Below are 21,161 nucleotides of genomic sequence, written 5' to 3' on the forward strand. Positions count from 1 at the left end.
AATTTGGTGTTACTTTTGCTTGTAATTAACTAAATTGTAATTAAAAAAAATTAAGTATGAAACATCTTAACAAACTTTTAGTTGCTGTGATGATGGTGATGGGTTTAAGTTCTCACGCGCAAGACAGTAACAATCCATGGGCTATCTCTTTTGGAGTTAATGCCGTTGACACTAGAACTAGTGCTGGTGGAGGTAATGGTTGGATCAACCAACACTTTTCTCAGCCATTCGCTGTAAAAGACAACTGGAATATCCTTCCTTCTTTGTCTTACATCGGAGTGTCTAAATATGTTGGTAGTGGTTTCTCAGTTGGTTTACAAGGTTCTGTAAACAAAATTGATAAATACGTTACTTTTAGCCCAACTGCTCCTGGACACGATTCAAGAGGTATGCTTGTAACTAATCCTGGTGATTTGATGTATTATGGAATTGATGCTACTATTAAATATAGCTTCCAAGAATTAATCAAATCTAAAGTAATCGATCCTTCGTTAACTGTAGGTGGTGGTTATGTTTTCTTAGGAGACAGTAGCTACGGAACTGTTAACCCAGGTGCTGGTGTTACTTTCTGGTTTACTGATGCTATTGGTTTAGAGCTTGCTACTAAATACAAATGGTCAGTTTCTGGAGATAGAGAAGATGCTTCTGGTACTCCAGATGCTCCATCTCACTTCCAACACACTGCTGGTCTTGTTTTCAAATTTGGAGGTAAAGATACTGACGGTGACGGAATCTATGACAAAGACGATGCTTGTCCAGATGTTGCTGGTTTAAAACAATTCAACGGATGTCCTGATACTGATGGAGACGGAATCGTTGACGCTAGTGATGCTTGTCCAGATGTTTTTGGTTTAGCTGCATTAAACGGATGTCCTGATACAGACGGAGACGGAATTGCTGATAAAGATGATGCTTGTCCAGATGTTGCTGGTTTAGCTGCTTTAAAAGGTTGTCCTGATACTGATGGAGACGGAATCGCTGATAAAGATGACAAATGTCCTACAGTTGCTGGTCCAAAAGAAAACGGTGGTTGTCCTTTCTTAGATGCTGACAAAGATGGTGTAGCAGATAAAGATGATGATTGTCCTACAGTTTACGGTCCTGCTAGTAACAGAGGATGTCCAGAAGTAACTACTGAGGCTTTAGAAGATCTTAAAGTTCAAGCTAGAGCGGTATACTTTAACTCAGGAAAAGCTACTTTCAAAACAGGAGACAAAGAAACTCCAGCTAGATTAGATGCAATTAAAGAAATCCTTAAAAACTATCCAAACGCGAAATTCAGCATTGAAGGACACACAGATAGTACAGGTTCTGCTAAAATCAATGACAAACTTTCTCAAGAAAGAGCTGACGCTGTATTAAACGCGTTAGTTGAAAGAGGAGTTAACAAAGAAAACTTAGAATCTAAAGGTTTTGGATCTTCTCAACCAGTTGCAAGTAACAAAACTGCTGCAGGAAAAGCTCAAAACAGAAGAACTGAAATTAAACACATTGGTTCTAAATACCAAGGTAAACTATAATTTACAGTTTAAAATAAATACTAAAAGCCATTCTTAATTGAATGGCTTTTTTTATTTTTATCAAATGATAAATACTTCCTTTCTCGAAAAAATAGCAACCGTTATCATTCAGGATTATTCCCATAAACTGGCAGAGACGACTATTATTTTGCCTAATAAAAGAGCAAAGGTTTTTTTAATTGAAGCCTTAAAAAACGAAACTTCCCATACGATCCTTTCTCCGGATATAATTAGTATTGAGGATTTTGTGCAAGATGTTGCCGCTATTCGGTCTGTTGATTCAATCGAATTGCTCTTCGAGTTCTACGAAGTGTATCTTTCTATTACAGAAAAGCAACATCAACAGTCATTCGAGTTATTTGCCAACTGGGCAAAAACACTTCTTCAGGATTTTAATGAAATTGATCGTTACTTGTTAGAGCCCTCTCATGTTTTGTCTTATCTGAACGATATTGAAGACATTAAAAAATGGGGGATAGAAGTAGAGAACAAAACCAAACTTTTAGAAAATTATATTGATTTCTGGAAATTACTACCGTTGTATTATGAGTCTTTATACAATCATTTGCTCAATAAGAGTATTGGATATCAAGGCTTGATTTACCGCGAAGCAGTCCATAATTTAAATCATTTTTCGAATACAACTGCAGGACGCAGTTTTCTTTTTGCGGGATTCAATGCTTTAAATGCGGCTGAAGAAAAAATCGTGCAACATCTTTTGGCTTTAGATCAAGCCAGAATTTATTGGGATGTAGACCAAGTCTTTCTCAATGATCCTTACCACGATGCCGGACTTTTTGTGCGCCGTTTTAAAGAAAATTGGAAACACTATAAAGCAAATCCTTTTGAGTGGATTGTTGATGATTTTTCTCAATCAAAAAACATTCAGGTTATTGGAACTCCAAAAACAATTGGCCAGGCTAAATTAACGGGAAGCATTATTGAGCGTATAATTGCAGAAAATCCAACAACATCTCTCGATAAGGTGGCTGTTGTTTTAGGCGAAGAGAATTTGTTGATCCCGGTTTTATATGCATTACCATCTTCTGTTGGTGCTTTGAATATTACGATGGGGTATTCGAGTAGAAACAATCCTTCACAAATATTGATCGCAAAATTGTTTAAAATGCATACGAATGCACTTTCCAGAAAAGGAGAGAGTTATGTTTTTTATTATAAAGATGTGCTGGATGTTTTAACGCATCCGCTAGTAGAGCCGTACGCAAGTGCAGGTAATTTGGTTAAGATTATAAAAGAGAACAATTATACTTTTATTACCCATAACAGATTGTTTGAACTGAATCCTAAAGTATCCGATCTTTTTAAATTGCTATTTCAAAAGTGGGAAAACGGATCCATTGCTGTTCTCGAGAATATATCGACACTTTTGCTTGTTATAAAAAAGAATTTCAGCAATGATAATGAAGAGGAGAAGATAGCGAAAGCCTTTGTTTTTGCGATTTTTAAAGTGATCAATAAGTTGATTAGTTATTATGCTAAACACAAACATATTGACAACATTGATACGTTGTATGCGATTTATAAACAGGTAATTGATGTGGCGGAGGTCTCGTTTGAAGGAGAGCCTTTAAGAGGATTGCAAATTATGGGAGTCCTGGAAAGTCGTGTTTTGGATTTTGATACCGTAATTGTAACTTCTATGAACGAAGGTAAATTTCCTGCTGGTAAATCTCAAAATTCATTTATTCCATATGATGTTAAAAAGGAATTGGGATTGCCAACTTTTAAAGAAAAGGACGCTATTTATACCTATCACTTTTATCATTTACTGCAAAGGGCTAAAAATATTTACCTGATTTACAACACAGAGAATGATGGTTTAGATGCAGGAGAACGCAGTCGTTTTATAACGCAATTGGAAGTAGAAAAACAAGTCAAGCACAATCTTACTTTTGATATCTACAATCCGGTTTTGCCTGCGATGGCCAATACGCCAATGGTGGTTCCGAAGTCAGAGGCCGTTTTGGAGCGATTAAAAGAGATTGCGGTGAACGGGTTTTCTCCTTCGGCTTTGACGAGTTATATTCGAAATCCGATTGAATTTTACTTTCAAAAAATTCTGAGAATCAGGGAGGTTGAGGAAGTAGAAGAAAATATTGCCTTAAATACACTTGGAACTATTATACATGAGACTCTGAAAGCTTTGTATGATCCTTTTGTCGGGCGATTAATTTCAGAAATTGACATTAAGAATTGCTTTAAATTGTTGGATGAGGAAGTATTAAAACAGTTCAAAGTAGTTTATAAGGAAGGGGAGATTAAGAAAGGACGTAACCTCTTGGCGTTTGAGGTAGCCAAACGGAATGTTTCGAATTTTCTGAAAATGGAATTGGATTTAATCTCAAATGGAGACCAAGTTCAGATCATTGCTTTAGAAAAAACATTTGAACGCCAACTGCAGCATCCCGCTTTGCCATTTCCGGTTTTGATTAAAGGAAATGTAGACAGGATTGAGTTGCGTAACGGAAAAATCAGAATCATTGATTATAAGACAGGAAAAGTGGAAAAAGCCAGTGTGGTGCTGAAATCATGGAATGGATTGACACAAGAGCTTAAAAACGATAAAATCATTCAGGTGTTGGCCTATGCGTTTATGTTTGAAACGGAAGCAAAAGAAATTCCGATCGAAGCAGGAATAATTTCCTTTAAAAACCTGAAGTCGGGTTTTTTACCCTTCGGTTTTAAAGAAGATAAAGAATTGACGACAACTGTTTCAAAAGAAATACTTGCCAGTTATTTAGAAGAGATTGTTGTGTTGTTGAAAGAGATTTTTGATGTGACTATTCCTTTTGAAGAGAAAATAAACTAGTTTTTTTGGAACGATAAAAAGAAATAGAATTCTGTTAAAAGTCTTTAGTCATTTACAAAATTGCAATACAGCTAAGTAGTTTTTCTCTTATAAAAGCGATAAAAGGCTTTTTGAGGATGCAATAGTCTCGAAAACAAGAGTTTTGTAATTGAGTTTTATGAAGTAAAATTCTATAATTTCAAGAATATATGTTGTTTTTACCGAATTTATTTACAGATGCTGTTTTTATAAGAATCAAATTATAAACTATAAACAAAAGTGATTCAGTGTGTTATGATTACTGGAGAAAAAGAATAACTTTGCCGAAATTTTTAAAAGAAATTTTACAAATTATACTTTTTGCCCCCACGAAAAGAAGAAAAAGGCTGTTTCGATATCTCGAAATGGTCTTTTTTTATTTCGTTCTTTTAAATTGTTAAAGAAAATGCGAGAGTACTATTTTTAGTTCTTCTTTATTTTCAATTGGGCTCATATGTCCGTCTTCAAAAGAAACCAATTCTGCGGTGGTGTCTTCAACTTGAGAAATAGTCTCTTCGTAATTTAAAACAGGATCTTTTTTTCCTAAAACCAACAGAACCGGAAAAAGATTTTTTTGTAAAAGTGTCTCTCTGTCTTTTCTGATTTTCATTCCTTCCAGTGAGGCTATGATTCCTTGTAAAGGTGTTTTTAAAGCATGAAGTTTAGCACGTTCAATTTCTTTAGTGAATTTAGTTCTGTTGTTTTCACTAAATAAATTGGCGATAGCTAAACTTACAAAAGCGATGTAATTCTGTTTAACTGCTTTTATAGCACGGCTTCTGTTTGTTTTCTTTTCCGGACTGTCTTCTCGGGCAGTTGAATTTATTAATACTAGCTTTTTGATAGCAGCGGGATACAATTCGGCGAAAGCCAGACCTACATAACCTCCCATAGAATGACCGAGTATCGTAGCTTTTTCAATTTTTAGATGAGCTAAAACTTCCTGAACAACATGTGCATTGTCTTCCATCTCGTGTATATATCCCAAACAATCGGATTGGCCATGGCCTAACAAATCAATTGTAATAACACGATACTGATCTGTAAAAAAAGAAACATAATCTTTCCACATGGTTTTATTTTCAAGAAAGCCGTGAAGGAATACAATTGCGTTTCCTTGTCCGTTATCAGTATAAGATATAGTGGTGTTTTTGTATAGAAGATTTCTCAAGACTCTGAAGATGTGAATGAGGTGCAAAATTAGAGTTTTATCGATGGACTTCAAAAAGTATTGTGTTTCATTTTTGTTAATATGCTTTAAAAGCAATAGGGACATTTTTAGCTTTTTATGTTGGTTTTGGTAGTACGGGGTAGTGTGTTTTGTGAATTTTAGCGCAAAGAAATATTCCCTTATTTTAAATTAGTCTTAATTATGTTTGAAATTAATTTAATTTATATAATTTTGCGCTCTATTATATTTTATAAGAATGGCAGAATTTAGTGATTTGAACACCAAAATATTATTTGAAACCGAAAAAGGATACAGTTATCAATGTGATTTGACTAATAGCATAGTCATCAACTTTGTAGATACCGTATCTCATTATAAAATTCAGGACTTTTTGATTTTTCAAAGAAAGGTCAACAACGTTGATATTCTGAATATGCTTTATGATTTGTCTGATCAGTCTGATGCGCAGTTAATAGAAACTACAAAAAGAAATTTCTCTAGAAATCTTACCATTTGCGAAATAGTACAACTTAGAGAACTATTAAATGGAACCAAATTTACGTTGAACCTGCACTCTATGCTTTGCAGTGTTTTGACGGCTGATCTTGTCTAACGTTTACTTAGAATAAATCCATATTTATTGACGTCTAGTGTTGGTGGTTTTAATTTTTGTAATTTTACACGTATAAAAATTAAAGGTCATGAAAGATTTATTAAGAACAAGTTCTTCCTTAGTTGAAGGAATAGAGAAAATACTAAACTTACAATCAAAAATAGAGAGCGATGCTTCTAATAAATATTTAGCTATGGCAGCATGGTTGGATAGAAATGGTTTTGCGAATACGGCATCACATATGTATAAGCAAGCGGAGGAAGAAAGAGAGCATTTCCTTAAAGTTTTTAAATACATCACTGACATGGGCGGGATTGCAATCACGCCAACTGTTTCTGAAGTTCAACAAGAGTTTGCTTCTTTTAAAAATGTATTTGAAATTGCTTTGCAAAATGAAATTGCAGTTACTCAAGCAGTAAACAAAGTGATTGCAAAATGTAGAGCTGAGAACGATTATGCTACAGAAAACTTTATGATGTGGTATGTTGTAGAGCAAAGAGAAGAAGAGAAAAATGCAAGAAGAGCTTTAGAGCTTTTTGAGTTAATCAATGAAAATGACGCAGCCGGTAAATTTGAACTGGATTTGCAGATTTCAAAAATTGGATAAACTTCAATTTATAAGTTATAAAAAGCCCTTAATGATTTAAAATGTCATTTTAAGGGCTTTTTTGTTTTAAGCGACTAAGAGCGCAATAAATTTATATTGGTTTAATGTTTTGTGGTCAAGCCTAAAGACAGCGAAGAATTAAAAATCTCGCAGAGTCGCAAAGCCGCAAAGCTGCAAAGTTAAAAAAGGTTAAACGCTCTGATTGTTACTTTCAATGTAGGAGATTGTTAATGGAATATTTAATGGGTATTACGTTTTTTGTAGCACCCTAATATTTACAATTTTACCCTATCCTGTCATTTCGAGCGAAGTCGAGAAATCGCACTCGCAAATCGACAAAGATTAATTCTTTTCTTTACGGAATATCTTGTGTGATTTCTCGACTTCGCTCGAAATGACAAACTGAGAGTGTACTCTGTAAATTTGGCGTTTTTTTAGACAAATTAAATTTTTACATTCAATTTTTTACTTCCCCACAACTTTAGGGCTTGATTCCTTTTGCAGATGCTCTTACTTATTGAAAAATTAGTAAGCCCAAAAGATTCGTTTAATCTTTATGTTGAAGAAAAAGTATTTTTTGAAAACAGAAACGGCTCACATTTCTGAGAGCCGTTTGTAGTTTTTTATGATTTTAAAAAGGAATTAATTTCCAGGAAGTACTTTTCTCTGGCATCGAGCCAGCCATAATGTTTGGAATGCTCGAGTAAAATTAATTTTGAATTGGGGAATGTTTTATTTGCAATTTCTCCAATTTTATTGCTGATGATGTCTTCTTTTCCCTGAATGACCAAAACCGGATTTTTGAAATTTTTCAATTTTGTTTTGCAATCAAAATTCATTTTTTGCATGTCACCCCATAATAATCCGTTTATTGTCGAGTTGCCTTGTGTTAATCTTTCGGCAATGATCGGGGCGTATTTCTGGTCGTAAACATAAGCGGGAGCCATTGCTCTTCCTCTTCCAATTCTTGCGGTATAAGAAGTGTCTCCTTTTTCGATTTTGTCATTCCAGTAATTCAGAGAATCTTTTTGAGTTTGATTTAATCCAGCTTCAATAAGGTTAGCGCTTTTTAATAAAGTTAAATCCACACCGCCGGACGATGATAAAATTAATTTATCAATGCTATTTGGGTAGATCGTTGCATAATAAGAAGCTAACATTCCTCCAAAAGAATGTCCGAGAATGTTCCATTTTTTGATTTTAAGCTGTTTTCTCAGTGATTCAATATCATCGGCCATTAATCGCATCGAAATGGTCGTAGCATCCAATTTTACCAATTTCGATTTTCCGGTTCCTCTTTGATCGTAAATAATCGTTTCCTGATTTTCAGACAAAGTTTTTGCCATAGCTTCAAAACCATTACTGTTCATTCCGGGGCCACCGTTAATAATTAAAAGAGGTTCGCCTTTTCCGAATGTTTTGTAATACGTTAAACTGGCGTCGTTGTTCTTTGCAAAGCCTTCGGTTTGAGCGAAAGTTTTGCTAAGAAGGAGCAGAAAAGTAAATAGAAAAATCCTTTTCATTTTGTAATTATGAGTTCATCAAACTTTCAATTTCATCCGCCTCAATTGGAATATTGCGCATTAAGTTGAAAGGTTCTCCTTTTTCCTGAACTACAACATTGTCTTCCAATCTGATTCCGAAACCTTCTGCCGGAATGTAGATTCCCGGTTCAACTGTAAAAACCATATTGGCTTTCATTGGCTCATGAAGCAAACCATAATCGTGCGTGTCCAGTCCCATGTGGTGAGAAGTTCCGTGCATGAAGTATTTTTTATAAGCTGGCCAGTCCGGATTTTCGTTTTGAACATCGGCTTTGTCAATTAGACCTAAACCAAGTAATTCAGAAGTCATGACTTTACCAACTTCAATATGATATTGTTTCCAAAGTGTTCCCGGAGTAAGCATTTTGGTTGCCTCATTTTTGACTCTCAAAACAGCATTGTAAACTGCTTTTTGTCTGTCGGTATATTTTCCTGAAACCGGAATTGTACGTGATAAGTCACTTGAATAGTTAGCGTATTCTGCTGCGACATCCAATAAAATCAAGTCACCGGCTTTACATTGTTGGTTGTTTTCGATATAATGCAACACATTTGCATTATTGCCTGAAGCGATAATTGGGGTGTAAGCAAAACCTTTAGAACGATTACGGACAAATTCGTGAATCAATTCGGCTTCGATTTCGTATTCTGTAACATTTGGTTTTACAAACGAAAGCAATCTGCGGAAACCTAGTTCTGTAATATCGCAAGCTTGCTGAATCAAATCGATTTCTTCGCTTTCTTTTATCGAACGTATGCGTTGTAAAATCGGATTACTTTTTGCTACCTGATGTGCAGGGTATTTTTCTTTCCACCATTTTACAAAACGGGCTTCACGAGTTTCTGTTTCAACAGCTGCACGATAATGTTCGTTGGTGTTAATGTACATGGTATCGGCATACGTCATCATTTCGTTCAACACTTTATGAAAATCCTGTAACCAATAAACCGTTCTGATTCCTGAAACCTGAAATGCACGTTCTTTGGTTAATTTTTCACCTTCCCAAATGGCGATGTGCTCGCTGGTTTCTTTAAGGAAAAGGATTTCTTTTTGGTTTTCGTAAGGAGCATCCGGGAATAAAAGTAAAATACTCTCTTCCTGATCAACACCACTCAGATAAAAAATATCTCTGTGTTGTGCAAAAGGCAGTGTACTATCGGCACTAACAGGGTAAATGTCATTGGAATTAAAAACGGCAACAGAATTAGGTTTCATTTCTGCCGTGAATTTTTTGCGATTTTTTACAAAAAGAGCGCTGTTTATTTGGTGATATTTCATAGTAGTATTGTTTTTTGTACTTCGAATTTCAAAATTACTACTTTTTGAAGAAGCAGCACAAAATTGGTTTATTAAAGTTTTCTTATTCTTTGGATTGATGATAAAGTGAAAGCTTTTTTGATGCAGATTGCAGGTGCTGTTAAAACAGAGTGAGTTTTTACGATTTTTTTTAATAAACCATATAAGTAATATAGGAGATATAAGTTTTTCTTTAAATGAACTTACATCACTTATGTGGTTATGAAATTTCCGTTTTTGGGCATTGTGAGAGAAAATTACTGTTTAAAATAGTTTGTCAATTGTGGTGTTTTGTATCTTGGCCCTATAAAACAAGCAGAAAATTAGTTAATTTCTGTTTGCTGTAAATTACTTTAGGAAAGATGAAAGAATTGAATCCGAAAATAAAATATCATTTAATAGTAGGTCTGCTCATAGCCTTATGGATTTTTATTTTCGCCTTTATCATAAAACCTTTTGATGATGGGACTCTAAATTTTCGATTATGGCTTTTAATAAGTTTTGGCTTTAGCTTGTTGGCCTTTTTATGTTATGCTGTTCTCGCTGTTCTTCAAAAAATAGTTTACCAGAAATCAGCAAAATGGAATATTGGATTAGAAATAGCAAGTATTATCTTTTTTTATCTGATCTATCTTATAGGTATTTTCGCCTACTATAAAAGTCCAATTTTAAACGGAGGATATAGTTTTACTGCGTTCTTTTCAATAATATTTCTCAAAGTAGCGCTAATTCTAACTCCTGTACTTATCCTTGCCAGAAGATATCTGATTAAACTGATTCCTATAAAAGAAGACATTTTAATTATTAAAGGAGAGAATAAGCTGGATATTCTGAAAATCAGGAAGGCTGATTTGGTCTGTATTTCGAATGCTCAAAATTATGTCGAGATTTTTTATATCGAAAATGCTAAACTTCATTCCAAATTGATTCGTTCTTCACTTAAAAAAGTACAGGAAGATTTTGCTTTTTTGGTTCAAATCCATCGTTCACATTTAATAAATCCATCGCATTTTAAATCTTGGAAGGATCAAAATACGATTGTACTTACGCAAATTGAACTCCCGGTTTCTAAAAATTATAAAGAAACTTTACGGGCCTTACAATTTCGTACCTAAAAAGATGTGTTTTGTACCTAAGTCAATGCTGGAGGCATGTTCAGAAGTTTTTCATTTTAGTTTTGTCTCATCAATTTTAAAACTTAATTATGAAAACAAAACACATTTGCCTACTTGGATTGCTATTTTTTCTTATCAGTTATTTTTTCTTTTCTAAGATTTTACCAAATTTTCAAGAACCAATCGATTTTCCGCATTGGTTTAATTTAATTGGAGCCTGTTTGTTGCTCTCGTTTAATGATATGTTTCCGAAGAACAAAATAAATTCGGTTGCAACAGTTGTGACTACGTTAGGGGTTATTGCTCACGTTGGTCTTTGTACAATTGACTTTATCATGTCAAGTTTCGGGAATAACGAGCTCGCCAAAGAAGCATTAAGTCACCAGATAAGTACGACACCATCTATTCTTTATCCTTTTGTGATTGTGGGACCATCTTTACTTTTTATTGGATTGGCTATACATGCATTGAATTTTGTTAAAACAAATAGGAAGGGTTCTTTAATGGTGATCCTTGCTGCGCCTGCAATAGGTTTTTCGTTTTTTGTATTAAAAGATGGTGTTTGGATGTTGTTGAGTTGTGTGGTTTTTGTTTTGGGGCTAACATTGCTTCTTTGTAGGAATGATAGTGTAAAAATGAGTTGAAATCTATATATTTGAATTTTTAACGGGCTTTTTAAGCTGCAAATCCATATTGCTAAATTTATGAATAAGATTCTTGTCCTACTTGTTTTGTTTATTTCGTTTAATCTCTCTGCACAAGACAGTATTAAATTTGACAAGAAATTTGTGCAATGTGAGGATAAATGGGTGGTTTTTGAGGCAGATAGTACAGGTGCTTATCCTTACGGTTTTATATACATAGATGCAGATGCGGGATTAACGTTGGACTATGCGGGAACTTTTAAAATTGAGTCCGGTAATAAATTTATTTCGGAAAAAACAGAAGTGAAGAGTTCCATAAAGTATAGATTACAACCTAATAACAATATAGTAGCAGTTCTTCCTGAATCAAAGTTTGCTGAATTAAATATTGAGAAAACTCCAGATTGGCTTAAACATTATAAAGTAGGTGAGGGTTCAGTTGACCGACTTTATAAGTGGGGTTATATGTATAATGGCTGGGGAGAGTGCGAAAAAGCGCTGGATTATCTTGAGAAGGCCAAAGTAATTAATCCTGAGTATAAAGGTCTTCTGGTAGAATTGGCCTTTTCTTATAATTGTCTGAAACAATATCAGAAAGCAGTAGATGTTTTGGAGATTGCTCTAAAGAAAGAGCCGCTTGATGCTTATACGAATAAAGAGTTAGTTTATGCGGAAACTAAAAATGGTAATCTTCAAGAGGCTGAAAAGGTATGTCGTAAAGTCTTTAAAGAGTGCAAGGATAAAACTTATAACTCTGAAAATGCCTATAATGTGTTGCAAGCCTACTATTTGAAAAAAGAAATTAAAAACTTCAATAACTGGTTTCAAGAGGTAGAATCGTATTTAATGAATGACCAAAGATTTAAGCCTTTGGTTGAGAAAATGAAAAAGGAATTGGGGCAATAACAACGGTATTCTATAGCTTTAAATTGAAAAAACATCTAAAATACTTCATTTACCTCTTTCTGGCTCTTGCTGTGATTGCTACTGACTGTACTTTAGATTCTCAATCAAAATCTGCGGATTATTATCAATCGTCCTATGTAATTTTAAGAAAAGAACTAGCGGTTAGAAATCTTCGATTATACAAATTTGGCCAACTAAAATCAATTGGAAAAGCTTCGTTTCCAATACTTTTAAATTTTGTTCCCATTAAAGAAGCATCTGGTTTTCAAACTCGGGTTCTTTTAAGATTATGTGCACATCTTCATCAAAACATAAATTCATTTATAAAACAGTCCGTTTTTGTAAATGAAATAAATATTTCAAGACATTTCGATACAAGTTTATACAGCGCTTAAGATTTTTTAAGCATTTATGCTGCTCAGAGCATAAGATGATATCATAATGTCTAATCATTAATCATTTACAAAATGTATAAACAAAATAAAACACGTTTAGAGCAATCTAAGCGACCACTTCATTGGATAAAACGAAAACTCCTTTTAGTAATGACCGCCTTCATGTTAGGAATGGCAAACGGGATGCACACAGAGGATACAAGAATTAAAGGCAATCAAAATTATACGGAACAGCATAAAAAAGACTAAGAATTTTGGATGATTTGTCATTTCGAAGAATGAGAAATCGCACAAGAAACGCTACACAGAAAGCCGCTACTCTTTGTCGAATTACTGGAGTGATTTCTCTACTTCGTTCGAAATGAACAAACTATACCGTATATTTTACCCTTTTCGAGTTTCAGGATTCAAGTTTCAAGTTTCAAGTTTCAAGTTTTGGACTATTGCTTACTGTTTTTGGGATCATCACAATTCTGTCATTTCGAGCGAAGTCGAGAAATCACACACGTTGATCCGTTTCTATTTTCCACAATTTGTCATACTGAGGAACGAAGGATCTTCACAAGTAATTCCGTGAAGTGAAGTTAAGCGGTATGGATTCGGCAAACGTAGATCCTTCGTTCCTCTACTATGACAAACTGTACGGAGTTTTTTGTATGACTTCTCGACTTCGCTTGAAATGACAAAACAGGCGAATTGTGTCGATTAACGCAAGTAAGATATAGACGAACAATAGAATAGTAGCATAAAAAAACCGAAGCGTTAAAACTTCGGTTTTTTTTATAAGCCACAAATTGGAATTTAAAAATATTGGAATTTTATTAATCCTCCCACTTATAATAACGAGCCCCAATCAAATTAGGGATTTCTTTTTCGATTCGATCCAGAACCCATTCTTGTTTGGGTGTTCTGATGCTTGCTTTTTGTTCTTTTTTGTGAAGTCTTTCGTAAGTTTCAAAATCAATTTCTACACTTTCAGTTAAGTTTTCAAAAAGTTTGGTTTGGCTTAAAGCCGATTGCCATTCGGGTTGAATGGTTCCTTCAAAAACTTTAGATTTAGAGCCGCTTCCGTAGGCTAAGAATCCGAATTTAGTTCCGGAAATATCTTTTTTGGTGTCATAAAAATGCGCCAAAGTCGATAGTAATCCCATGAAAATAGAACCTGTGTAAAGATTTCCGATTAAAGAAGAAGCCAATTCTGCGGGTTGCAATTTTTCGGTTACAAATTTTTTGTAGTCCTCTGATTTTCCAACCTCTTTAATTTTGTTCTGATAATCTGCTGGCTGGATGTCATCAGCTATAATTTTTTCGGCACTGTCTAAAGCATAAATTTCAGATAACATTCGGCGTCCCTGAAAAGAATAAGGCAAGTGCATTATGATACTGTGCCAGGTATTGTATAAAGTTTCGGTAGTGTTTTTTAATTTTTTGAATGAAAAGTAGGCAGTACGCGTACGATCCATATAACACTGATTCGAATACTGACCGTCAAAAACCGGTTGGTCTTTGTGGATTTCGATTTCGGCTTCTAAATTATCAAACCAAGGGTCGTTGTTTTCGTTCTGTGCAATTGTTTCTTTCGAAATGCTTCGGTATGGCTTGAAAAAGTCAAAAACGCCTTTTGTACTTGTGGCCCAATTTTCATTAAAAGCAATAATTCTTGGGTTTGAAGTTACCAACATGGCCAAAGCTCCGGCGCCTTGTGTGTATTCTCCAGTGGAGTTTAAATCGTATTTGGCAAAATCAGTCGTAACTACAATTGCTTTTTTGGTCGGATTCAGTTTTACAAAGTCAATACAATTTTGCAAAGCGTCAACACCACCAATACAAGCAAACGTAAAATCGACAACATCACATTCGGCTAAAGAATCTTCACCAAACTTTTGTTCCATTAAAGCAATCAGGAAAGAACTGATGGGTTTTGAACTATCGATTGCACTTTCGGTTCCGACATAAATCCGGCTGATCTCGTTTAGGTTTATTTGATTTTCGGTAATTAGTTTTGTTAAAGCGTTAGCTCCAAAAACTACTGCATCCTGGTGTGCATCCGGTAAAGTCATTTTGATTAACCCAAGTCCTTTTTCTAATTTTTCGGGTTCTATATTTCTGGCGGTTGCCAAAGTTTTGATAGGTAAATGTATGTTGGCTACATCAAAAGAAATAGCGTCAATTCCTGTTTTCATTCTCATTTTTTTTGAAGCCGATAAAGGTAAAATTATGCTCTTAGAATTCTGTTGTTTTAAAGCAATAAAATTAGCGCCTCCTATATTTTTGAGGAAAACAAGTCAAAAAGTACTAAAAAATAGCAATTTGATAATTATATAAAATGCAGGTTTTGGAGAAAATGGCCGCGTAATGAGACTTATTTTGTTGTTTTATAAGAATTTGAATAATTGTCGGAGAGGCTTTTTAAAATGATTATAAATAAGAGCGAAATGGTTGTAGTTCACTTGTATTTACTTTATTTTTGTATAATTTTTTAAAACAAACTACTTAAACTCTTATGGCACAATCTGCACTATTGAATGCTTCCATCTTAAAGAAAGTGGCTATGGCTCTTTCGGGAATATTCTTAATCACGTTTTTAGCGCTGCATGTTTCCTTAAATTTTATTTCTATTATTAGTGAAGACGTTTTTAACGAAGCTTCTCACTTTATGGGATACAATCCGCTGATACAATATGTAATGCAACCTGTTTTGGCAGTTGGTGTAATTTTCCACTTTGTAATGGGATTTATATTGACAGCACAAAATAGCGCAGCAAGACCAATTGCATACGCAAAATACAATGGAGCGGCTAATGCTTCTTGGACTTCAAGAAATATGATTATTTCTGGACTGGTTATTTTAGCATTCTTAGGATTGCACTTTTATGATTTCTGGTTTCCTGAAGTTTCTTATAAGTATATAGCAGGAACTGCACCGGATGCTACAAGATATTATGGTGAGTTAGTTCACAAATTTCACGATCCAATTCGTACAGGAATTTACTGTGTGTCTTTCGTTCTTTTAGGGTTCCACCTTTGGCACGGATTCAGTTCATCTCTTCAATCAGTAGGGATGCACAATAAATATTCCAGATTCTTAAGTAAAATCGGTTATGGATTTGCGGTTGTAGTACCGGCACTTTTCGTGATAATCGCTTTAGTTCATCATTTCAATAATTAATATCAATTATAATGGCATTAGATTCAAAAATCCCAAAAGGTCCAATCTCGGACAAATGGACAGATTATAAAGATCACATTAATTTAGTAAACCCTGCTAATAAACGTAATTTAGATATTATTATCGTTGGAACAGGTTTAGCTGGAGGTTCTGCTGCGGCTACTTTGGCTGAATTAGGATATAACGTAAAAGCATTTTGTTTTCAGGATTCACCAAGACGTGCGCACTCTATTGCTGCACAAGGTGGTATCAATGCAGCAAAAAATTATAAAGGTGACGGTGACTCGGTTTACAGATTGTTTTACGATACTGTAAAAGGAGGAGATTACCGTGCACGTGAGGCAAACGTTCACCGTTTGGCTGAAGTTTCGGCTAATATCATTGACCAGTGTGTGGCTCAAGGGGTGCCATTGGCTCGTGAATATGGTGGATTATTAGATAACCGTTCATTTGGAGGAACTTTGGTTTCTCGTACTTTTTACGCACAAGGACAAACCGGACAACAATTATTGTTAGGAGCTTATTCTGCAATGAACCGTCAGATTGGTCGTGGAAAAGTAAAAATGTACAACCGTCACGAGATGTTAGACATCGTAATTGTTGATGGAAAAGCAAGAGGTATTATCGCTCGTAATTTGGTTACAGGAGAAATAGAAAGACATTCTGCTCATGCTGTAGTTATTGGTTCAGGAGGATATGGAAACGTATTTTTCTTGTCAACAAATGCTATGGGAAGTAATGCAACAGCAGCTTGGAAAATACATAAAAAAGGAGCGTTTTTCGCTAACCCTTGTTATACACAAATTCACCCAACTTGTATTCCGGTTTCAGGAGATCACCAGTCAAAATTGACTTTGATGTCTGAGTCGTTACGTAATGACGGTCGTATTTGGGTTCCTGCAAAACAAGAAGATGCAAAAGCAATTCGTGAAGGAAAGAAAAAAGCAACTGATTTATCTGAAAGCGAAAGAGATTATTTCTTAGAAAGAAGATATCCTGCTTTTGGTAACTTGGTACCACGTGACGTTGCGTCTCGTGCTGCAAAAGAAAGATGTGATGCCGGTTTTGGTGTTAACAAAACAGGTGAAGCAGTTTACCTTGATTTTGCTGCAGCTATCGAACGTTACGGAAAAGAGGCAGCTTACGTAAAAGGTTTAGATGCTAATGATACGGCGGTGGTTACTAAATTAGGAACTGATATCGTAAAAAGTAAATACGGAAACTTATTCCAAATGTACTTGAAAATCGTTGATGAGAATCCTTATGTAACGCCAATGATGATTTACCCTGCGGTTCACTACACTATGGGTGGAACTTGGGTTGATTATAACTTAATGACAACAATTCCCGGATGTTTCTCAATCGGAGAGTCTAACTTCTCAGATCACGGAGCAAACAGACTTGGCGCTTCTGCCTTGATGCAAGGTTTAGCAGATGGTTATTTTGTATTGCCTTATACTATTGGAGATTATTTAGCTCCGGATATTAAAATGGGTGAAATTTCTACAGATTTACCAGAATTTGTAGAAGCAGAGAAAAGTGTAAAAGATCAAATCGACAGATTTATCAATAATAAAGGAACTCATTCTGTAGATTATTTCCATAAGAAATTAGGAAAAATCATGTGGGATAAAGTAGGTATGGCTCGTAATGCTAAAGGTTTGACTGAGGCGATCGAAGAAATTGCTGCTTTACGTGAAGAGTTTTATAAAGACGTAAAAGTACCTGGAAGTGCTAATGAATTTAATCAGGAGTTAGAAAAAGCAACTCGTGTTGCCGATTTCCTTGAGCTAGGAGAATTGTTCGCAAAAGATGCTTTACACCGTAATGAATCTTGTGGAGGTCACTTCCGCGAAGAATATCAAACAGAAGAAGGAGAAGCGCTTCGTGATGATGAGAATTTTGCATACGTTGCAGCTTGGGAATACAAAGGAAAACCAAGTGATGCCGTATTACACAAAGAAGCTCTGGTTTATGAAAACATCAAATTAGTACAACGTAGTTATAAATAGTATTTCGCAAAGTCGTTATACTTAATACTGATACAAAATGAAACTTACACTAAAAATATGGCGTCAGAAAAACGCCCAAGATAAAGGAGCAATCGTTGATTACCCAATTGACGGAATTGAACCAGATATGTCTTTTCTTGAAATGCTTGATGTTCTTAATGAGCAATTAATCAATAAAGGAGAAGAGCCAGTAGCATTTGACCACGATTGTCGTGAAGGAATCTGCGGAATGTGTTCTTTGTTTATTAACGGAGAAGCGCACGGACCAGACAGAGGAGTTACAACTTGTCAGTTACACATGCGTATGTTTAAAGATGGTGATACGATTTTTATCGAGCCATTTAGAGCAAAAGCATTCCCTGTAATTAAAGATTTAGTTGTTGACAGAAGTTCTTTTGACAGAATCCAACATGCAGGAGGATTTATCTCGGTAAATACTTCAGGAAATACAATTGATGCCAATACTATTCCGATTAACAAAGACGATGCAGATAAATCTTTTGATGCTGCTGCTTGTATTGGTTGTGGAGCTTGTGTGGCTACTTGTAAAAACTCATCAGCAATGTTGTTCGTTTCTGCAAAAGTATCTCAATATGCTTTATTGCCGCAAGGTCAGGTAGAGGCGGTTGATCGTGTTTTAAACATGGTGCACCAAATGGATGCTGAAGGTTTTGGTAACTGTACCAACACCGGAGCTTGTGAAGTAGAATGTCCAAAAGGAATTTCTCTTGAAAATATCGCACGTATGAACCGTGAGTATTTAGCAGCAAGTTTAAAAGGATAATAAAATAGCATTTAGTTTATAGAAAAAACGCATCCGCCTTGGTAGATGCGTTTTTTTATGCACTTATTCGTAATACAATTGTGAGCTGTTTATTTCCTGTTTTTCTTTTCCTTCTTGCTGTATAAAACAGTTTAAAGTGGTTCCTCCAACCTGATCAAAATAGCTGATATTGAGTTTGTGGAATCCTTTTTCGAGTTGTACTGCACCATAGGCTTCATTTAGCCAATGAATTCCGTCATTGTTAACGACTAGTTCATCGTCTATAAAAAGCTTCGATCCGTCATCTGAAAGCGTCGAAATGGTATAGTTTGCGGTTTCAGGCACATAGATATACCCGTCGAATTTTAAGCCGATATAACGCTCTGTTTTGGTTTTCCATTTTTCACTGCTGATAGCACCTTCAAAAATTCCTGAATTAATAGGCTTGGCTAAATCTAAATCTTGTACTTGTTGAAAGAGAGTTCCGGTATAATAGTCGTATTTTAAACCCTGTTTGGTTGGTTTTATAGCTAAAGCTGGTTTTAAATCAGGATTTCGAACCAAAATTTTATTAATGGAACTTTTTCTTCCACTAGAACTAATCTGAACTGTTTTGATGATTCGATATTCTCCTTTTGGGACATTTATGGTAACCGGTTTTTCATAAAGTACCGCGGTCTCGTCCGGATTGTAACCGTCTATAGTATAGAAAATTTGCCCGTTTTTGATTGTTGGTACTAGATTTAAAGTATATTTTGATGCAATTAGTGCTGTTTCAGCAGAGCCAAAAGGCGTTGGGACTTTGTACAATCTTTTTTGAAGTTCCAGTTTTTCCAAGTGATGTGGCATTCTTTTTAAAACAAAACTGTTGTAATTTTTGTTTTGAGGTTGTGTCCAGGCAATTTCTGCCAAAGCAAAAACTCTTGGGTAAAGCTGATAATTTAATTTCGCCGGGTTGGTTAAGTATTCCGACCAAAGATTAGACTGTACGCCAATAATGTATTTTTGTTCTTCAACAGTTAAGCTGTCCACAGGAGTTGGATTGTAATTGTATATTTTGTCGACTGTAATTAATCGTCCTACTGTTAAAGGTTCTTGGGGCGAATACCCTTGATTGTAATCCAAATAAAGAACTTGTTCGGGATTCATAATTACAAAATGCTTCTGTTTTGCGGCCTCAATTCCTCCGGATTCTCCGCGCCAGGACATTACCGCTGCATTGGGAGCAAGTCCGCCTTCAAGCATTTCATCCCAACCCAGAATTTGTCTTCCGTTTGCATTCAGAAATTTTTCTATTCGCGTAGTCAGGTAGGTTTGTAGTTCGTGTTCGTTTTTTAATCCTAAATCTTTAATCTTTTTTTGGCAATTCGGACAAACTTCCCATCGTGCTTTTGGGCATTCATCTCCTCCAATATGAATGTATTTGCTTGGGAATAATGCAATAACTTCAGTGAGAACATCTTCTAAAAAAGTAAAAGTTTCTTCTTTTCCGGCGCAAAAAATATCTTCGAAAACACCCCAGGATTCCACAACTTTGTAAGTACGATCCGGAAAGCAGGATAAATTGGGGTAGGCGGCTAAAGCTGCTGTTGCGTGTCCCGGCATTTCAATTTCGGGAATGATATTCACATAATGGGCTTCAGCAAATTTAACGACATCTTTGATTTCTTCTTGCGTGTAAAAACCACCATAAGGGCTGCCGTCAAAGAAACGAGGAAATCTTTCAAACTTATTCCCAACCAGTGTTTGTGCTCTTTTAGATCCAATATCGGTTAGTTTCGGGTATTTTTTTATTTCAATTCTCCAACCCTGATCATCAGTTAAATGCCAGTGAAAATTATTCAATTTATAGTACGACATCTGACGGATGAAATCTTTTATAACGTCTGCCGAAAAAAAGTGACGGCATACATCCAAATGCAATCCGCGGTAAGCGTATCTGGGTTCGTCTTCGATGGTGAGACAAGGGAATTTTATTTCTTTTTTATCAGTCAGTTTGTTCGGTAAGAGTTGCAGTAAACTCTGAACGGCATAGAATAATCCTTCTTCTGAGCCGGTTACGCTGATCTTTTTTGAGGTAATACTAATTTTGTAAGCTTCTTTGTTTAGGGAAGCGGAAGGATTTTTGGTGCTGAATTGAACTTCGATCGTACTCTTTTTTGAAGGAAGGTTTCCATTAATGACCGTTTCAAAAAGTTGTGCTGTTTTAAGTTCTTTTGGACTGAATTTATTGTTCTCAAAAACAACTTTGATTTGTCCGTTTAAACGAACACTGTCACCTGTCGCTTTATAGAAGTTTGGTGCCGGAATTATAGTATTGTTTTCAGAAGTGGCTTGTGCATTTCCGAAGGAATAACAAAACAGCAAAAAAAATAGAAGGCTTTTTTTCATGGTTTATTTTGGGTTAGTTATAAACAAATATATTGTTTAGGAATCTATTTGCAAAAAATATGCAAAACTTAACATTGCTTAAATGTCTTTGAAATAGCGGAATTAACTTTTTTATTGCGTCATGTTGTATTTTGTTTCGCAATAATCTTGCATTAATTGTTTACAT

The 21,161-nt window shown here is 35.2% G+C and carries 17 protein-coding genes; 12 read left to right on the forward strand and 5 right to left on the reverse strand.

Going from position 1 to position 21,161, the window contains the following annotated elements; all coding sequences use genetic code 11:
• Positions 1 to 56 precede the first annotated feature (56 nt).
• Entirely contained in the window at positions 57 to 1,520 is a 1,464-nt protein-coding gene (locus tag ACHRV5_RS08330; protein ID WP_395426422.1) for an OmpA family protein, read from the forward strand.
• A gap of 64 nt (positions 1,521 to 1,584) precedes the next feature.
• On the forward strand, positions 1,585 to 4,350 hold the full coding sequence (locus ACHRV5_RS08335) for a PD-(D/E)XK nuclease family protein (protein ID WP_395426423.1): 2,766 nt from the start codon (positions 1,585 to 1,587) through the stop codon (positions 4,348 to 4,350).
• Positions 4,351 to 4,765: 415 nt separating this feature from the next.
• On the opposite strand, the gene ACHRV5_RS08340 is transcribed toward ACHRV5_RS08335, so the two are convergent.
• Positions 4,766 to 5,539: an alpha/beta fold hydrolase gene (locus ACHRV5_RS08340; protein WP_395426424.1), complete on the reverse strand. Its 774-nt coding sequence runs from the start codon at positions 5,537 to 5,539 to the stop codon at positions 4,766 to 4,768.
• A 256-nt stretch (positions 5,540 to 5,795) separates the two neighbouring features.
• Here ACHRV5_RS08340 and ACHRV5_RS08345 point away from each other — a divergent pair, with 256 nt between their 5' ends.
• Positions 5,796 to 6,152 (forward strand): hypothetical protein, encoded by a 357-nt coding sequence (locus tag ACHRV5_RS08345; protein ID WP_395426425.1) that lies wholly within the window; start codon positions 5,796 to 5,798, stop codon positions 6,150 to 6,152.
• Positions 6,153 to 6,240: 88 nt separating this feature from the next.
• Complete coding sequence (locus ACHRV5_RS08350) at positions 6,241 to 6,759, forward strand: ferritin (RefSeq protein ID WP_047776742.1); 519 nt, start codon at positions 6,241 to 6,243, stop codon at positions 6,757 to 6,759.
• A 623-nt stretch (positions 6,760 to 7,382) separates the two neighbouring features.
• On the opposite strand, the gene ACHRV5_RS08355 is transcribed toward ACHRV5_RS08350, so the two are convergent.
• Both ACHRV5_RS08355 and ACHRV5_RS08360 read right to left on the reverse strand, forming a co-directional pair.
• Positions 7,383 to 8,282, reverse strand: coding sequence for an alpha/beta fold hydrolase (locus tag ACHRV5_RS08355; protein ID WP_395426428.1), 900 nt, complete (start codon positions 8,280 to 8,282; stop codon positions 7,383 to 7,385).
• Positions 8,283 to 8,289: 7 nt separating this feature from the next.
• The gene (locus tag ACHRV5_RS08360) at positions 8,290 to 9,582 is read right to left on the reverse strand and encodes an aminopeptidase P family protein (protein WP_395426429.1); all 1,293 of its coding nucleotides are present in this window, start codon (positions 9,580 to 9,582) and stop codon (positions 8,290 to 8,292) included.
• Between the two features lie 380 nt (positions 9,583 to 9,962).
• On the opposite strand from ACHRV5_RS08360, the gene ACHRV5_RS08365 reads away from it, so the two are divergent.
• From ACHRV5_RS08365 to ACHRV5_RS08385, 5 genes are all read left to right on the forward strand, one after another.
• Positions 9,963 to 10,715, forward strand: coding sequence for a LytTR family DNA-binding domain-containing protein (locus tag ACHRV5_RS08365; RefSeq protein ID WP_395426430.1), 753 nt, complete (start codon positions 9,963 to 9,965; stop codon positions 10,713 to 10,715).
• Between the two features lie 89 nt (positions 10,716 to 10,804).
• Complete coding sequence (locus tag ACHRV5_RS08370; protein WP_395426431.1) at positions 10,805 to 11,359, forward strand: hypothetical protein; 555 nt, start codon at positions 10,805 to 10,807, stop codon at positions 11,357 to 11,359.
• Positions 11,360 to 11,419: 60 nt separating this feature from the next.
• Positions 11,420 to 12,265 (forward strand): tetratricopeptide repeat protein, encoded by an 846-nt coding sequence (locus ACHRV5_RS08375; protein ID WP_395426432.1) that lies wholly within the window; start codon positions 11,420 to 11,422, stop codon positions 12,263 to 12,265.
• 23 nt (positions 12,266 to 12,288) lie between these two features.
• Positions 12,289 to 12,660: a hypothetical protein gene (locus tag ACHRV5_RS08380; protein WP_395426433.1), complete on the forward strand. Its 372-nt coding sequence runs from the start codon at positions 12,289 to 12,291 to the stop codon at positions 12,658 to 12,660.
• Between the two features lie 72 nt (positions 12,661 to 12,732).
• Positions 12,733 to 12,909, forward strand: a complete 177-nt coding sequence (locus tag ACHRV5_RS08385) for a hypothetical protein (RefSeq protein WP_395426434.1) — start codon at positions 12,733 to 12,735, stop codon at positions 12,907 to 12,909.
• A 572-nt stretch (positions 12,910 to 13,481) separates the two neighbouring features.
• On the opposite strand, the gene ACHRV5_RS08390 is transcribed toward ACHRV5_RS08385, so the two are convergent.
• A complete protein-coding gene (locus ACHRV5_RS08390; RefSeq protein ID WP_395426435.1) occupies positions 13,482 to 14,843 on the reverse strand; it encodes a hydroxymethylglutaryl-CoA synthase family protein in 1,362 nt (453 codons plus the stop codon).
• Positions 14,844 to 15,163: 320 nt separating this feature from the next.
• On the opposite strand from ACHRV5_RS08390, the gene ACHRV5_RS08395 reads away from it, so the two are divergent.
• The 3 genes from ACHRV5_RS08395 to ACHRV5_RS08405 are packed head-to-tail and all read left to right on the forward strand — an operon-like array spanning position 15,164 to position 18,625.
• On the forward strand, positions 15,164 to 15,829 hold the full coding sequence (locus tag ACHRV5_RS08395) for a succinate dehydrogenase cytochrome b subunit (protein WP_047776755.1): 666 nt from the start codon (positions 15,164 to 15,166) through the stop codon (positions 15,827 to 15,829).
• 11 nt (positions 15,830 to 15,840) lie between these two features.
• Positions 15,841 to 17,841: a fumarate reductase/succinate dehydrogenase flavoprotein subunit gene (locus tag ACHRV5_RS08400; protein ID WP_047776758.1), complete on the forward strand. Its 2,001-nt coding sequence runs from the start codon at positions 15,841 to 15,843 to the stop codon at positions 17,839 to 17,841.
• Positions 17,842 to 17,878: 37 nt separating this feature from the next.
• The gene (locus ACHRV5_RS08405; protein WP_047776761.1) at positions 17,879 to 18,625 is read left to right on the forward strand and encodes a succinate dehydrogenase/fumarate reductase iron-sulfur subunit; all 747 of its coding nucleotides are present in this window, start codon (positions 17,879 to 17,881) and stop codon (positions 18,623 to 18,625) included.
• 63 nt (positions 18,626 to 18,688) lie between these two features.
• Here ACHRV5_RS08405 and ACHRV5_RS08410 read toward each other — a convergent pair whose 3' ends face one another.
• Complete coding sequence (locus ACHRV5_RS08410) at positions 18,689 to 20,995, reverse strand: family 20 glycosylhydrolase (RefSeq protein WP_395426436.1); 2,307 nt, start codon at positions 20,993 to 20,995, stop codon at positions 18,689 to 18,691.
• Positions 20,996 to 21,161: the final 166 nt, after the last annotated feature.

This window comes from Flavobacterium sp. FlaQc-52, from assembly GCF_044007495.1.
In the GTDB taxonomy this organism is placed as follows: Bacteria; Bacteroidota; Bacteroidia; order Flavobacteriales; family Flavobacteriaceae; genus Flavobacterium; species Flavobacterium cupriresistens.

Coding starts and splice junctions, on each gene's coding strand:
- ACHRV5_RS08330 (WP_395426422.1), top strand. CDS start 57: ATGAAACATCTTAACAAACTTTTAGTTGCTGTGATGATGGTGATGGGT.
- ACHRV5_RS08335 (WP_395426423.1), top strand. CDS start 1,585: ATGATAAATACTTCCTTTCTCGAAAAAATAGCAACCGTTATCATTCAG.
- ACHRV5_RS08345 (WP_395426425.1), top strand. CDS start 5,796: ATGGCAGAATTTAGTGATTTGAACACCAAAATATTATTTGAAACCGAA.
- ACHRV5_RS08350 (WP_047776742.1), top strand. CDS start 6,241: ATGAAAGATTTATTAAGAACAAGTTCTTCCTTAGTTGAAGGAATAGAG.
- ACHRV5_RS08355 (WP_395426428.1), bottom strand. CDS start 8,282: ATGAAAAGGATTTTTCTATTTACTTTTCTGCTCCTTCTTAGCAAAACT.
- ACHRV5_RS08360 (WP_395426429.1), bottom strand. CDS start 9,582: ATGAAATATCACCAAATAAACAGCGCTCTTTTTGTAAAAAATCGCAAA.
- ACHRV5_RS08365 (WP_395426430.1), top strand. CDS start 9,963: ATGAAAGAATTGAATCCGAAAATAAAATATCATTTAATAGTAGGTCTG.
- ACHRV5_RS08370 (WP_395426431.1), top strand. CDS start 10,805: ATGAAAACAAAACACATTTGCCTACTTGGATTGCTATTTTTTCTTATC.
- ACHRV5_RS08375 (WP_395426432.1), top strand. CDS start 11,420: ATGAATAAGATTCTTGTCCTACTTGTTTTGTTTATTTCGTTTAATCTC.
- ACHRV5_RS08385 (WP_395426434.1), top strand. CDS start 12,733: ATGTATAAACAAAATAAAACACGTTTAGAGCAATCTAAGCGACCACTT.
- ACHRV5_RS08390 (WP_395426435.1), bottom strand. CDS start 14,843: ATGAAAACAGGAATTGACGCTATTTCTTTTGATGTAGCCAACATACAT.
- ACHRV5_RS08395 (WP_047776755.1), top strand. CDS start 15,164: ATGGCACAATCTGCACTATTGAATGCTTCCATCTTAAAGAAAGTGGCT.
- ACHRV5_RS08400 (WP_047776758.1), top strand. CDS start 15,841: ATGGCATTAGATTCAAAAATCCCAAAAGGTCCAATCTCGGACAAATGG.
- ACHRV5_RS08405 (WP_047776761.1), top strand. CDS start 17,879: ATGAAACTTACACTAAAAATATGGCGTCAGAAAAACGCCCAAGATAAA.
- ACHRV5_RS08410 (WP_395426436.1), bottom strand. CDS start 20,995: ATGAAAAAAAGCCTTCTATTTTTTTTGCTGTTTTGTTATTCCTTCGGA.